We start from the raw sequence: 13310 nt of genomic DNA, 5'->3' as shown, positions 1-13310 counted from the left end.
GATGAGCAGACTGCAGGGCAGCAAGGATTTTTGGATCGGAGCGCTCCGGGCGGAGGGTCCGGCATTCGCGGCGGCGGTGGCCGAGGCGCCGCCGGAGACACCGGTGCTGTCCTGTCCCGGCTGGACGGTCCACGACCTGACACTGCACCTCGCGGGCATCTACCAGTGGGTCTCGTCGTTCGTCGGCTCCGGTCAGACCGGGCAGCCGGCCCGCCGCGAGCCGCTCGATGCGGCCCCGGGCGTGAGCGCGCTCCAGGTCTGGCAGCAGGGGTACGACCGGCTGTTGACCGTCCTCGACGGCGTCGACCCGGAGGCACCGGCGTGGAACTGGGCGCCGCAGCCGAAGAAGGCCGGTTTCTGGCCGCGTCGGATGGCTCACGAGACGGCGGTGCACCGCTGGGACGCCCAGCTCGCCATCGGGGCCGGTGACCCGGTCGAGGCGAAGCTGGCGGCCGACGGGGTGAGCGAGGTTCTGGACACCTGGCTGCCGGCGGGTCGGCGGCACGTGCCGGGCGACTGGCACGGGGTGGTGCAGCTTTCCGCGACCGACGCGGCCCAGGAGTGGTATCTGCGGCTGCGCGGCGAGGGGGTGGCGCTGCTCGACACGGCGACCATTTTCGACCACGACGACCACCACGCGCGGGCGCAGGTCAGCGGCACCGCCAGCGATCTGCTGCTGGCGCTCTGGGGTCGGGTGAGCTTCGAGACGCTGGATGTCGCCGGCGACCGCAACCTGCTGGACGGTCTGCGCCCCGACTGAGCGCGGGCCCTGAACGAGGGCGTCACCCATTGACGGGGGGCGCCCTCGTCCGCGTCGTGGGTCACGTCGGGATATCAAAGAGAGCGCTCTCTTGACAGGGCGTGGAGCGCCCACCACCCTGTCGTGAGAGCGCTCTCTTAGCTACCTGCCACCACCCGACCACCTTGAGAGAGGTCGAAACCCATGGCTGTCTTCCCGCGCCGCCGGCTCGCCGCGGTAGCCCTCGCCGCGACCACCGCCCTGCTCGTCACCGCCGGCTGCGGTGGCGGCGACGAAGAGGGCGGGGACGGGCCGGTCACCCTGACCGTCGACGTCTTCGGTCAGTTCGGTTACGAGCAGCTCTACCAGGAGTACATGGCCGCGAATCCCGACGTGAAGATCGTCGAGCGCGGCACCGGCACCAACCTCGACGAGTACTCACCGAAGCTGACCCAGTGGCTCGCCGCCGGCCGGGGCGCTGGCGACGTGGTGGCCATCGAGGAGGGGCTGCTGGTCGAGTACAAGGCCAACCCCGGCAACTTCGTCAACCTGCTGGACCACGGCGCCGCCGACCTCAAGGGCAACTTCCTCGAATGGAAGTGGAACGCCGGTCTGACCGCGGACGGCAAGCAGCTCATCGGCCTCGGCACCGACGTCGGCGGCATCGCGATGTGCTACCGCAAGGACCTCTTCGAGAAGGCCGGCCTGCCCACCGAGCGCGACGAGGTCTCCAAGCTCTGGCCGACCTGGCCGGACTACATCGCCACCGGTGAGAAGTTCGTCGCCGCCAAGACCGGCGCGTCCTTCCTCGACGCGGCCACCAACACGTTCAACACGATCCTGCTGCAGACCGCCGGCAACAGCGGTGGCTACAGCTACTACGACACCAGCGAGAAGCTGGTCGTCGACAGCAACCCGGCCGTGCGACAGGCCTACGACACCACCATGGACATCATCGACTCGGGCCTCTCCGGCAAGTACGGCTCCTGGTCCGAGGAGTGGGTGTCCGCCTTCAAGCAGTCGAAGTTCGCCACCATCGCCTGCCCCGCCTGGATGACCGGTGTCATCGAGGCCAACGCCGGCCCGGCCGCCCAGGGCAAGTGGGACATCGCCCAGGTGCCCGGCAACGGTGGCAACTGGGGCGGGTCGCACCTCGCCGTGCCGAAGCAGAGCAAGCACCAGGCCAAGGCGATCGAGCTGGCCAAGTTCCTCACCAGCGCCAAGGGTCAGATCGGCGCGTTCAAGGCCAAGGGCCCGCTGCCCTCGTCCCCGCAGGCGCTCGACGACCCGGCGATCACCGGCGCGACCAACACGTACTTCTCGGGGGCGCCCGTCGGCTCGATCTTCGGCACCGGCGCGAAGAGCCTCAAGCCCGTCTACATGGGCCCGAAGAACCAGGCCGTCCGCACCGAGGTGGAGAACGCCGTGCGGACCGTGGAGCTGGGCCAGCGCAGCCCCGCGCAGGGCTGGACGGACGCGGTGACCAACGCCAAGAAGGCCGCCGCCAAGTAGCCCGAGCGATCGTGCGGGCGGGACCCGGTCACCGGAGTCCCGCCCGCACGGCGAAAGGAGTTCCCGGGCATGACCGTCCAGCTCGACGCCCGCCCGCCGGTCGCACCGGCACCCCCGCCTCCGACGGGTCGCTTCAGCCGGCTCGACACCCGGCTCTCGCCGTACCTCTACATCGCCCCGTTCTTCCTGCTCTTCGCGGTCTTCGGGGTCTACCCGCTGGCGTACACCTTCTGGGTCTCGCTGCACGACTGGGACCTGCTCGGCACCGAACACCCGTTCGTCGGGGCGGAGAACTACACGCGACTGCTGGCCGACGTCGACTTCTGGCACGCGCTGGTCAACACACTGGGGATCTTCGTCATCTCGACCGTCCCGCAGCTGCTGGCGGCGCTCTGGCTGGCCAACCTGCTCAACCGGGGCCTGCGGGCCCGCACCGGCTGGCGGATGGCCATCCTCGTCCCCAACGTCACGTCCACCGCCGCGGTGGCGATCGTGTTCGGGGTGATCTTCGGCCGCGAGTTCGGCATGATCAACTGGTTGCTCGACCTGGTCGGGATGGACCCGATCGGCTGGAAGTCCAACCGGTTCGCCTCCTGGGTCGCCATCTCGGCCATGGTCGACTGGCGGTGGACCGGCTACAACGCGCTGATCCTGCTGGCCGCCATGCAGGCCATCCCCCGGGACCTGTACGAGTCGGCGTCCATCGACGGCGCCAACCGGACCCGTCAGTTCTGGTCGATCACCGTGCCGCTGCTCAAGCCGACGATCATCTTCTGCGCCATCATCGCCACCATCGGCGGGTTGCAGCTCTTCACCGAGCCCCGGCTGTTCCACTCCGGCACCAACCCGATCCGCGGTGGCCCGATGCGCGAGTCGCAGACGCTGACCATGTACATGTTCGAGAACGCGTTCGCGCCGCACTACAACTTCGGGTACGGCTCGGCGGTGGCCTGGCTGCTCTTCGCGCTCATCGCGATCGTCGCGGCGGTCAACGTGCTGCTGCTGCGCCGGCTCGGCGGTAGATCGGGGCCCGACGCCCGGAAGGAAACGCCACGATGAGCCGACTCTGGCGGGCCAGCCCGCTCACCTACCTGGCCCTGGTCGCCGCCGCCGGCCTGTCGGTCTTCCCGATCTGGTGGATGTTCGTGGTGGCCAGCCGATCCAGCGACGCGATGGGGCAACTGCCTCCACCGATGACGCCCGGCGGCAACCTCGGAGCCAACATCGCCCGGTTGTTCGACAACACCGACGCGTACTTCCTGACCGGCCTCATCAACTCGACCATCGTGGCCACCACGGTCACCGTGTCCGTGGTGTTCTTCTCCAGCCTGGCCGGGTTCGCCTTCGCCAAGCTGCGGTTCCGCGGGCGCAACGCGCTGCTTCTGGTCATCATCGCGACCATGATGGTGCCGACCCAGCTCGGCGTGATCCCGCTGTACCTGCTGATGACCCAACTCGAGTGGAACGACCGGCTGCCCGCCGTCATCGTGCCGGTGCTGGTCACCGGCTTCGGGGTGTTCATGATGCGGCAGTACGCCGGCCAGGCGGTCAGTGACGAGCTGATCGAGGCGGCCCGGATGGACGGCTGCGGCACCGCCCGGATCTGGTGGCACGTCGTCCTGCCCGCGCTGCGCCCCGCCGCCGCCGTACTCGGTCTGCTCACGTTCATGACCACCTGGAACGACTTCCTGTGGCCGTACGCTGTGCTGAACGACCCGGCGAACCCCACCGTGCAGCTCTCCCTGCGGGCTCTGTCGGACGGGTACTACCAGGACATGTCGCAGGTGTTCACCGGGACAGCGATCGCGACGCTGCCCCTGCTATTGGTCTTCGTGTTGTTCGGCCGGCAGATCATCGGCGGGATCATGGAAGGTGCGGTCAAGGCGTGAAGGAAATCCGTTTTCCCGACAATTTCCTCTGGGGGGCGGCCACCGCCGCGTACCAGATCGAGGGCGCGGCCCGCGACGACGGTCGCGGTCCGTCCATCTGGGACACCTTCAGCCGTACGCCCGGCAAGGTGTACCAGGGCCACACCGGCGACGTCGCCTGCGACCACTACCACCGGTACGCCGACGACGTGGCGCTGATGGCCGAGCTGGGGCTGCGGGCGTACCGTTTCTCGGTCGCCTGGCCCCGCATCCAGCCCGACGGGACCGGCCCGGCCAACCCGCGCGGACTGGACTTCTACGACCGGCTCACCGACGCCCTACTCGACCGGGGAATCGACCCGATCGTCACCCTCTACCACTGGGACCTCCCGCAGTCCCTGGGCGACCGCGGCGGCTGGACCAACCGGGACACCGCCGAGCACTTCGCCACCTACGCCACCGCCGTGTACGCCCGACTCGGCGACCGGATCGACGTGTGGACCACGCTCAACGAGCCCTGGTGCTCGGCCTACCTCGGCTACGGCAACGGGATACACGCGCCGGGCGAACAGGACGCGGGAGCGGCCTTCACCGCCGTACACCATCTGCTGTTGGGGCACGGCCTGGCGGCGCGGGCGCTGCGGTCGGCCGGCGCACGCAGTGTCGGCATCACCGTCAACCCGGCGGACGTACGACCGGCCGACCCGGAGAGCGCGGCGGACGCCGCTGCGGTCCGTCTGGTCGACGGCCTGCACAACCGGATCTTCCTCGACCCGCTGCTGGCCGGTGGCTACCCGGACGACGTCCGCGAGCACGTGGCGCGAATGGTCGAGCCGACGTTCATCCGCGACGGTGACGAGAAGCTGATCGCCGCCCCGATCGACCTGCTGGGGATCAACTACTACGCACCCGGTTACGTGGCGGGCCGGCCCGACGGGGCCGGCAACGGCGCGTACCCGGGCACCGAGGGCGCGGTGCACTTCGTGCCGCCGACCGGGCCACTGACCGACATGGGCTGGATGATCGAGCCGGCCGGGCTGACCCGGTTGCTGGAACGGATCGCCACCGACTACCCCGGCGTGCCCCTGCTGATCACCGAGAACGGTGGGGCGTTCCCCGACAAGCCGGGCGCCGACTCGCCCGACGGGCCGACGCAGGTGATCGACACCGATCGCATCGCCTACCTCGACGGGCACCTGCGCGCAGCGCACGAGGCGATCTCCCGGGGCGTGGACCTGCGCGGTTATCTCGTATGGTCATTGCTGGACAACTTCGAGTGGGCGGAGGGTTACCGCAAGCGGTTCGGGATCGTGCACGTCGACTACCTGACCCAGCGGCGCACACCGAAGGCCAGCGCCCGGTGGTACCAGGAGGTGATCTCCCGGAACGGGCTGTGACGAGCGGGGGGAAGGCGCGATGACGACGGCGCAGCGGCCGACGCTCGAAGCGGTGGCGGCGCGGGCCGGGGTGTCCCGCGCCACCGTGTCGCGGGTGGTCAACGGCTCCACCACCGTCGCGGAACCGATCCGGGAGGCGGTCACCCGGGCCGTCGCCGAGCTGGGGTACGTGCCCAACCTGGCCGCCCGCAGCCTGGTCACCCAACGCACCGACTCGATCGCCCTGGTCATGCCGGAGGCGGCCACCCGGGTCTTCTCCGACGACCAGGTCTTCCCCGGCATCATCCGGGGCGTCAGCCAGGAGCTGGAGGCCGCCGACAAGCAACTGGTGCTGATGCTCGCCGGTTCGCCGGCCGGGCATCACCGGGTCGAGCGGTACACCACCGGCCGGCACGTCGACGGGGTGCTCTTCGCCTCGCTGCACGGTGCCGACCCGTTGCCCGGCACGCTCGCGCGCCTCGGCATCCCGGTCGTGGTCAGCGGCCGGCCGCTCGGCGACGTACCCGTTCCGTACGTCGACGTCGATCACGTGGCCGGGGTGACCGCAGCCGTCCGGCACATGATCAACATCGGTCGTCGGCGGATCGCCACCATCGCCGGCCCACAGGACATGGTCGCCGGGATCGAGCGGCTCAGCGGTTACCGCAGCGCGGTCGCCGACGCGGGGCTGCCCGAGCTGATCGCCGTCGGCGACTTCACCCGTGAGTCCGGGGCGGCGGCGATGCGTCGGCTGCTCACCGACCACCCCGACCTGGACGGCGTCTTCGCCGCCTCCGACCTGATGGCGCACGCCGCCCTGCGGACACTGCGCGAGGCCGGCCGGCGGGTGCCCGACGACGTCGCGGTGGTCGGTTTCGACGACATCGAGACGGCCGCGTACACCGAACCACCGCTGACCACGGTCCGACAGCCGATCGTGGAACTCGGCCGCCGGATGACCCGCCAACTGCTCCGGCTGGCCGCCGGGGAGACCATCGAACAGGCGGTCATGCTCCCCACCGAGCTGATCCGCCGAGCCTCCGCCTGAGCGCGCCGCGCCGCCCGCGCGCGCCCGCCCGCGCCCTGCCGCCCGCACTCGCCGTGCCGCCCGCACTCGCCCTGCGCGCGATCGCCCTGCGCGCGATCGCCCTGCGCGCGAATCGCCGCAAGATCCGCACAACTTCAGCGTTGTAGGGGCCTCCGGGCGTCGGGAGGCCCCTACAACACTGAAGTTGCTGCCTCCGATCGCGGTGGAGCGCGGAGCGTGGATCGCAGTGGAGCCTGGAGCGCGGAGCGCGGTGGAGCCCGGAGCGCGGTGGAGCCCGGCGCCGGGCGTTATTGCGTCGCCTCGGCGGGCGAACGTGGCTAGCCTCGCCGGCATGCCGGATGCTGTCGCGTTGCTGCACGTCCCCGCCCTGTCCGACGTCGCCGAGTACGCCTACGCGGCCACCGTCGAGCCGCCCGCCCGGCTGGTCTTCACCGCCGGGGCGTGCCCGCTGGACGCCGAGGGACGCACCGTCGCGCCGGGCGACCACGCCGCGCAGGCCCGGCAGGTGATGGCGAACCTGGAAACCGCCCTCGCGGCGGCCGGTGCCACCCCCACCGACGTCGTCAAGACCACCGTCTACGTGGCGTCGTCGCAGCAGAAGGACCTGGTGACCGTCTGGGAGGTGGTGCGGGACTTCTTCGGCGACCACGATCCACCCAGCACCCTGCTCGGGGTCGCCGTGCTCGGCTACACCGACCAGCTCGTCGAGGTCGAGGCCGTCGCCGCCGTACGGACGGAGGCCTGACATGCGCATCCGCGTGGCGCGACCCGACGACGCCCCGGCCGTGGTGGCCCTGCGGGCGACGGTATTTCCGTACCTGGTGCGTGGTGTGGAGTCGACCCGGAAGATGATCGCCGAACCGCCGCCCGAGGAGGAGTGGACCGCCTTCGTGGCCGAGGTCGACGAGCGGGTGGTCGGTTGGGTGTCCGCCGAACGCATCGGCACGACGTCGGCGGCGGACGTCGGTGGCATCAACCTGCTGCACGTGCACCCGGAACACCGGCGACGTGGCGTCGGCACCGCCCTGCTGACCGCCGCGACCGACTTCCTCCGCCCGTTGGGAATCCGCCGGGTGCGTGCCTTGGCACAGCCCGACGCGCTGCCGTACGCCCGGCGGCGGGGGTACGAGCCCAGCCGGGAGGTGCGCTACTCGGCGCTCGACCTGAATCCGGCGCCCGCGCTGCCCGACCCGCCACCGGGTGTTCGGCTGCTCCCGATCGCCGACCTGGACCCGCACCTTCTGTACACGGCGGACGTGGCCTCGGCGGCGGACGAACCGGGCGACGTGCCGGTCGACGCGAAGAGCTACGAGAGCTGGCAGTACGACGTGTGGGACAACCTCGGGCTGGACAAGGCGTCCAGCACCGCGGCCGAGGCCGGTGGTGAGGTGGTCGCGTTCAGCCTGGTGAAGCGGGACGGGGACCGGATGTGGTCGGACTACACCGGCAGCATCCCGACGTACCGGGGCCGAGGGCTGGCGCGGCTGGCCAAGACGGCCGCGCTGCACCGGGCCGCCGCGAACGGCGTACGCGTCGCGTACACCTCGAACGACGAGGCGAACGCGCCGATGCTGGCGATCAACGCCCGGCTGGGCTACCGGCCGGTGACGTCGCAGTGGTCCTGCCTGGCGGACCTGACCTGATCGCGCCCACCCGACCAGCGCTGTCAGGTGGCGTCGAGGACCGCACGGGCGACGGCGTGGGTGTCGGCGCCGAAGAGCACCAGCCGCGCCTCGGTGACGGCGGTCGGGGTGGCCGCCCGCAGCACCGTCAGGGCCTGCCGGACCGCGTCGTCGACCGGCCAGCCGTAGATGCCGGCGGAGATCAGGGGATAGGCAACGGTGGTCGCGCCCAGCTCGTCGGCCACGCGCAGACTGTTGGCGTAGCAGTCGCGCAGCAGCGCCGACCGGTCTTCGCTGGCGGACCAGACCGGCCCGACGGTGTGGATCACCCAGTGGGCCGGTAGCTCCCCTGCGGTGGTCGCCACCGCCTGCCCGGTCGGCAGACCCCTGCCGTAGCGGGACGCCCGCAGCGCCCGGCAGTCGGCCAGGATGGCCGGCCCGCCGCGCCGGTGGATGGCGCCGTCGACCCCGCCGCCACCGAGCAGGGACGAGTTGGCGGCGTTCACGATGGCGTCGACCTGCTGGGTGGTGATGTCCCCCTCGACCAGGGTGATCTCCATGTCAGTCCTTCTCGATCGACTGGCCGAGCGATCGGCGGGCCAGCAGGGTGGCGCCGGCGACCGCCGCCGGCATGATCAGCACCGCGCCGAGCGGGATGAGGAAGCAGAGGAAGACGGCCACGCCGAAGCCGAGCGCGGTGGCTCGGTCGGCCTTCAGAATCGTCCGGCGCTGCGGCAGCCGCATGCCGCGCCGGTAGAACGGTGCACCGACCAGCTCGACGGCGAGGAACCAGCCGCCCACCGCCGCGCCGATCACCGGGACGACCGTCTGGCCGACCACCGGGATGAAGCCCGCGACGAACAGCGGGATCCCGACCAGCGCGGTGAGCGCCACCAGTCGTACCGAGTCGGCGAGGCTGCGCCGCAAGGACGACCAGAAGGGCACGTCGACCGCCCCCGGCGTGCCGCCGTACCGCTGCTCGACCTGCTCGGAGATCTTCTCGTAGAACGGGTCGCCGATGACCAGGGTGACCGCGGTGAAGGTGAGCACGCCGAGCAGGCCGCCGAGCCCCAGGAAGGCCAGACCGGCGATCACCCGGACCAGACTGCGGGCGGTGCTCGACCAGTCGTCGGCGAACGGGGTGACCAGCGCGGCGAGGTCGTCCACGAAGTACACCAGGGCGGCGAGCGCGGCCAGGAAGAACGCGCCGGAGATCAGCGCCGGCACGACGCCGAGCAGCATCAACCCGGGGCTGCGGACATAGAGGCCCAGCCCGCGCAGGAGCAGCCCCGCCCCGGCGAGGAAGCGTCCCACGACGCCGGTGACCGGGCTGGCGACTCTGCTGACATCCACGATCGAGCAGCCTAACGACCGATGATCCGGTCCGCCGGGCAGAGCGGTAGCAGCGACACTTCGCGTCCACATCAACCGGTTGGCGGACGGGGGTGATCCACCGGGAACGCCGGGGATCGTCGCCGACCAGTCGATTCGCCGCCGGGTCACCCCGACAACCCTTGAGGGGGTACGAAGCCAGCGGCGGAAGGCGGCACGATGTCGGTCATCGAGGTGACCCACCTGAGGAAACGGTACGGCGATCTGGTGGCGGTGGACGACGTGTCGTTCGCGGTGGAGCCCGGGGAGATCTTCGGCATCCTCGGCCCGAACGGCGCCGGCAAGACCACCACCGTGGAGTGTGTCGCCGGGTTGCGTGTCCCCGACGGGGGCGGGGTGTCGGTCCTCGGGCTCGACCCCCGCCGGGACGCGGCGCAGCTTCGGCAGCGGGTCGGGGTGCAACTCCAGGAGAGCCAACTGCCGGACCGGCTGCGGGTGGCGGAGGCGCTGGAGCTGTACGCCTCGTTCTACCGCAACCCGGCCGACCCGGCCGCCCTGATGGACAGGCTGGGGCTCGGCGAGAAGCGGAACACCGCGTACAAGAAGCTGTCCGGCGGTCAGAAACAGCGCCTCTCCATCGCGTTGGCCCTGGTCGGCAACCCGGAGATCGCGATCCTCGACGAGCTGACCACCGGGCTGGACCCGCAGGCCCGCCGCGACACCTGGGGTCTCATCGAACAGGTCCGCGACAGCGGGGTGACGATCGTGCTGGTCACCCATTTCATGGAGGAGGCCGAGCGGCTCTGTGACCGGGTCGCGGTGATCGACCGGGGCCTGGTCGTCGCCCTGGACAGCCCGGCGGGCCTGGTGTCGAGGGTGGCTCCCGAGCAGCGGATCCGGTTCCGGCCGTCGGCCCCGGTCGACGACCGGCTCCTCAGCGACCTGCCCGAGGTCTCCGCCGTACAGCGCACCGGCAGCCAGGTGGTGGTGACCGGCACCGGTGACCTGCTGCACGCCGTCACCTCGGTGCTCGCCCGCCACCAGATCGTCGCCGCGGACCTGCGGCTGGAGCAGTCCACCCTCGACGACGCCTTCGTCGAGCTGACCGGGCACCGGCCCGTCGACTGAAAAGGGGCAAGCATGCACGCCTTCCGTCAGATCCTGAGGATCGAGACGCGGCTCTACCTGCGGGACCTGCCGACGTTGCTCACCACCGTCGGTCTGCCCACCCTGATCCTGGTGGTGATCGGGTTGGTCCCCTCGCTCCGTAAGCCGGATCCGACCTTCGACGGGCAGACCTTCGTCAGCTACTTCGCGCCGTCGCTGCTGGTGGTCACCCTCGCCATGGTCGGGGTGAACACGCTGCCCTCGGTGCTGGCCACCTACCGGGAACGCGGCGTGCTGCGCCGGCTGGCGACCACCCCGGCGCACCCGGCCGCGCTGCTCGCCGCCCAGCTGGTGCTGGCCCTGGCCGGGATCCTGGCCAGCGCGGTGCTGCTCATCGTCGTCGGCCGGTTGGCGTTCGGGGTGCCGTTCCCCCGGCACCCGCTCGGCTTCGCTCTGGCGTTCGTCCTCGGGACGGCGTCACTGCTGGCGCTCGGCCTGCTGGTCGCCGCGGTGGCCCGCACGACGAAGGCGGCGCAGGCGCTGGCCGTGCCGCTGTTCCTGGTCACCATGTTCTTCGGCGGGGTCTACCTGCCCCGGTTCCTGCTGCCGGACGTCGTGGCGCGGATCGGCGACTACACGCCACCCGGGGTGCAGGCGCTCCTCGACGCCTGGACCGGCACGTCGCCACAGCCGCTGCACCTGGCGATAATGGCGGTGATCGCCGTGGCGGCCGGTGCCAGCGCGGCGAAACTGTTCCGCTGGGAGTGAGCGGAGATGCGATGACCTGCAACGGTGGGCACGACCGTCTGACCGGTTGGCGAGAGCGCGAGGCGGCCCTCTATCGCGTGTTCCCCTTCGGCGGGCTGGCTCTGGGCACCCTGCTGGCCCTCGTCGCACCGGCACCCGACCATCTCGGGGCGCTGCCCACCCTCGCTGTCGCCGTGGCCGCCGGATGCTGGGTCGCCTGGTTCGTCACCCTGCACCCCGACTGGCAGAGCCGGCGCAGGCTGATGGCGGTCTACTACGTCGGGCTGCTCACGTTCGCCGCCGCACTCGTGGCCGCCAGTCCCTGGTACGGCTTCTTCGCCTGGATCGGCTACATCCACGCCTTTCCGGTGTTGCCCGGGCGCTGGCGGGTCGTCGGCGTGGTCACCACGGCCGCCCTGGTCGCCACGTCTCAGGGCGGTGGCCTGTCGGTGGTGGTGTCGCACTGGCCGCTCTGGCTGGTGCTGGTGCTCTTCAACCTGCTGGTCGCCGGCTCGGTGAGCTGGTTCGCGATGGTCGCCGAACAGGAGGACGCCAAACGCAAGCGCCTGGTGGCGGAACTCGGCGAGACCAACCGTCAACTCACCGACACGGTCAGTGAGAACGCCGGGCTGCACGCCCAACTGCTCACCCAGGCCCGGGAGGCCGGCGTGCTGGACGAGCGGCAACGGATGGCGCGGGAGATCCACGACACCCTGGCGCAGGGGTTGACCGGCATCATCACCCAGCTGGAGGCGGCCGAGCAGACCCGCGACCGGTCCCCCGACTGGCGCCGGCACGTCGACAACGCGCTCGCGCTGGCCCGGGAGAGCCTCACCGAGGCCCGCCGCTCGGTGCAGGCGGTCCGTCCGGAACCGTTGGAGACCGCCCGGCTGCCGGATGCCCTCGCCGAGCTGGGTGGGCGCTGGGCAGCCCTGAACGGGGTACGGGCCGACGTGGCCACCACCGGCACACCCCGCCCGCTGCACCCGGAGGTCGAGGTAACCCTGCTGCGGGCCGCCCAGGAGGCGCTGTCCAACGTTGCCCGGCACGCCGGCGCGTCACGGGTCGGGCTGACCCTGTCGTACATGACGGACGTGGTGACGCTCGATGTCCGTGACGACGGGACGGGCTTCGACGTCACGGGGCAGCCGCCGCCCCGCGAGCCGGGCGGCGGGTACGGGCTGACCGCGATGCGGCAGCGGGTGACCCGGGTCGGCGGCGAGTTGGCCGTCGAGTCCGAGCCGGGCGGCGGCACCGCCATCTCGGCGTCCGTCCCCGCGCTGCCCGGAGGTGCCGGTTGACCGCCCCGATTCGGCTGCTGATCGTCGACGACCATCCGGTGGTGCGCGACGGGTTGCGGGGGATGTTCACCGGCGACCCCGGCTTCGAGGTGGTCGGTGAGGCGGCGGACGGCTCGGAGGCGCTGGCCCTGGTCGCGACGGTACGGCCGGACGTGGTGCTGATGGACCTGCGGATGCCCGGGATGAACGGGGTGACCGCCATCGGCCGGCTGGCCCGCTCCGGCAGTACGGCCCGGGTGCTGGTGCTCACCACGTACGACACGGACGCCGACGTGCTGCCGGCGATCGAGGCCGGCGCCACCGGATACCTGCTCAAGGACACGCCCCGTGAGGAACTGGTCCGCGCGGTGCGGGCAGCGGCCCGGGGCGAGTCGGTGCTCGCGCCGAGCGTCGCCGGCCGGCTGATGGGCCGGCTGCGTGCGCCGGTCGAGGAGCCGCTCAGCCAGCGTGAGCTGGAGGTGCTCACCCTGGTGGCTCGCGGTGCCTCCAATCGGGAGGCGGCGGCTCGGCTGTTCATCAGCGAGGCCACCGTCAAGACGCACCTGCTGCACGTGTACGCCAAGCTCGGGGTCAACGACCGGGCCGCCGCGGTGGCCACCGCGTACGACAGGGGGTTGCTGACCCCCGGCGGGCGGTGAGCCGGGGCCGGGCAGGATGG

General features: G+C 71.3%; 14 protein-coding genes. 12 read left to right on the top strand and 2 right to left on the bottom strand.

Going from position 1 to position 13310, the window contains the following annotated elements; all coding sequences use genetic code 11:
• The first annotated feature begins 1 nt into the window (after nucleotide 1).
• The 8 genes from LADH09A_RS08785 (at nucleotide 2) to LADH09A_RS08750 (ending at nucleotide 8186) form a co-directional block, all read left to right on the top strand.
• Nucleotides 2–760 (top strand): maleylpyruvate isomerase family mycothiol-dependent enzyme, encoded by a 759-nt coding sequence (locus tag LADH09A_RS08785; RefSeq protein ID WP_238644375.1) that lies wholly within the window; start codon nucleotides 2–4, stop codon nucleotides 758–760.
• Between the two features lie 183 nt (nucleotides 761–943).
• Nucleotides 944–2251 carry an ABC transporter substrate-binding protein gene (locus tag LADH09A_RS08780; protein WP_238644374.1) on the top strand — a complete coding sequence of 436 codons (1308 nt, stop codon included), beginning with the start codon at nucleotides 944–946 and terminating at the stop codon, nucleotides 2249–2251.
• A gap of 69 nt (nucleotides 2252–2320) precedes the next feature.
• Nucleotides 2321–3310: a carbohydrate ABC transporter permease gene (locus LADH09A_RS08775; protein ID WP_238644373.1), complete on the top strand. Its 990-nt coding sequence runs from the start codon at nucleotides 2321–2323 to the stop codon at nucleotides 3308–3310.
• Nucleotides 3307–4140: a carbohydrate ABC transporter permease gene (locus LADH09A_RS08770; protein ID WP_238644372.1), complete on the top strand. Its 834-nt coding sequence runs from the start codon at nucleotides 3307–3309 to the stop codon at nucleotides 4138–4140. Before LADH09A_RS08775 ends, LADH09A_RS08770 begins: the two co-directional genes overlap by 4 nt.
• On the top strand, nucleotides 4137–5516 hold the full coding sequence (locus LADH09A_RS08765; protein WP_238644371.1) for a GH1 family beta-glucosidase: 1380 nt from the start codon (nucleotides 4137–4139) through the stop codon (nucleotides 5514–5516). Before LADH09A_RS08770 ends, LADH09A_RS08765 begins: the two co-directional genes overlap by 4 nt.
• Nucleotides 5517–5535: 19 nt before the next feature.
• Nucleotides 5536–6543, top strand: coding sequence for a LacI family DNA-binding transcriptional regulator (locus LADH09A_RS08760; RefSeq protein ID WP_238644370.1), 1008 nt, complete (start codon nucleotides 5536–5538; stop codon nucleotides 6541–6543).
• A gap of 331 nt (nucleotides 6544–6874) precedes the next feature.
• Nucleotides 6875–7288: a RidA family protein gene (locus LADH09A_RS08755; protein WP_238644369.1), complete on the top strand. Its 414-nt coding sequence runs from the start codon at nucleotides 6875–6877 to the stop codon at nucleotides 7286–7288.
• Nucleotide 7289: 1 nt separating this feature from the next.
• Entirely contained in the window at nucleotides 7290–8186 is an 897-nt protein-coding gene (locus tag LADH09A_RS08750; protein WP_238644368.1) for a GNAT family N-acetyltransferase, read from the top strand.
• Between the two features lie 23 nt (nucleotides 8187–8209).
• On the opposite strand, the gene LADH09A_RS08745 is transcribed toward LADH09A_RS08750, so the two are convergent.
• Nucleotides 8210–8725, bottom strand: coding sequence for an O-acetyl-ADP-ribose deacetylase (locus tag LADH09A_RS08745; RefSeq protein WP_238644367.1), 516 nt, complete (start codon nucleotides 8723–8725; stop codon nucleotides 8210–8212).
• A gap of 1 nt (nucleotide 8726) precedes the next feature.
• Nucleotides 8727–9518, bottom strand: a complete 792-nt coding sequence (locus LADH09A_RS08740) for an EI24 domain-containing protein (RefSeq protein ID WP_238644366.1) — start codon at nucleotides 9516–9518, stop codon at nucleotides 8727–8729.
• A 198-nt stretch (nucleotides 9519–9716) separates the two neighbouring features.
• On the opposite strand from LADH09A_RS08740, the gene LADH09A_RS08735 reads away from it, so the two are divergent.
• The 4 genes from LADH09A_RS08735 to LADH09A_RS08720 are packed head-to-tail and all read left to right on the top strand — an operon-like array spanning nucleotide 9717 to nucleotide 13290.
• Complete coding sequence (locus LADH09A_RS08735; RefSeq protein WP_238644365.1) at nucleotides 9717–10625, top strand: ABC transporter ATP-binding protein; 909 nt, start codon at nucleotides 9717–9719, stop codon at nucleotides 10623–10625.
• Between the two features lie 12 nt (nucleotides 10626–10637).
• Entirely contained in the window at nucleotides 10638–11372 is a 735-nt protein-coding gene (locus LADH09A_RS08730; RefSeq protein WP_238644364.1) for an ABC transporter permease, read from the top strand.
• Nucleotides 11373–11383: 11 nt separating this feature from the next.
• A complete protein-coding gene (locus LADH09A_RS08725) occupies nucleotides 11384–12652 on the top strand; it encodes a sensor histidine kinase (protein ID WP_238644363.1) in 1269 nt (422 codons plus the stop codon).
• Nucleotides 12649–13290, top strand: coding sequence for a response regulator (locus LADH09A_RS08720; RefSeq protein WP_179781149.1), 642 nt, complete (start codon nucleotides 12649–12651; stop codon nucleotides 13288–13290). Before LADH09A_RS08725 ends, LADH09A_RS08720 begins: the two co-directional genes overlap by 4 nt.
• Nucleotides 13291–13310: the final 20 nt, after the last annotated feature.

It is taken from the genome of Micromonospora cabrerizensis, assembly GCF_022230955.1.
In the GTDB taxonomy this organism is placed as follows: domain Bacteria; phylum Actinomycetota; class Actinomycetes; order Mycobacteriales; family Micromonosporaceae; genus Micromonospora; species Micromonospora cabrerizensis.
The sequence above is the reverse complement of the archived record's forward strand: the minus strand, read 5'-3'. Positions and strand labels throughout refer to the sequence as shown.

Bases quoted from the DNA above. Each gene is read 5' to 3' on its own strand.
- LADH09A_RS08785 (WP_238644375.1), top strand. From the start codon at position 2: ATGAGCAGACTGCAGGGCAGCAAGGATTTTTGGATCGGAGCGCTCCGG.
- LADH09A_RS08780 (WP_238644374.1), top strand. From the start codon at position 944: ATGGCTGTCTTCCCGCGCCGCCGGCTCGCCGCGGTAGCCCTCGCCGCG.
- LADH09A_RS08775 (WP_238644373.1), top strand. From the start codon at position 2,321: ATGACCGTCCAGCTCGACGCCCGCCCGCCGGTCGCACCGGCACCCCCG.
- LADH09A_RS08770 (WP_238644372.1), top strand. From the start codon at position 3,307: ATGAGCCGACTCTGGCGGGCCAGCCCGCTCACCTACCTGGCCCTGGTC.
- LADH09A_RS08760 (WP_238644370.1), top strand. From the start codon at position 5,536: ATGACGACGGCGCAGCGGCCGACGCTCGAAGCGGTGGCGGCGCGGGCC.
- LADH09A_RS08755 (WP_238644369.1), top strand. From the start codon at position 6,875: ATGCCGGATGCTGTCGCGTTGCTGCACGTCCCCGCCCTGTCCGACGTC.
- LADH09A_RS08750 (WP_238644368.1), top strand. From the start codon at position 7,290: ATGCGCATCCGCGTGGCGCGACCCGACGACGCCCCGGCCGTGGTGGCC.
- LADH09A_RS08745 (WP_238644367.1), bottom strand. From the start codon at position 8,725: ATGGAGATCACCCTGGTCGAGGGGGACATCACCACCCAGCAGGTCGAC.
- LADH09A_RS08735 (WP_238644365.1), top strand. From the start codon at position 9,717: ATGTCGGTCATCGAGGTGACCCACCTGAGGAAACGGTACGGCGATCTG.
- LADH09A_RS08730 (WP_238644364.1), top strand. From the start codon at position 10,638: ATGCACGCCTTCCGTCAGATCCTGAGGATCGAGACGCGGCTCTACCTG.
- LADH09A_RS08725 (WP_238644363.1), top strand. From the start codon at position 11,384: ATGACCTGCAACGGTGGGCACGACCGTCTGACCGGTTGGCGAGAGCGC.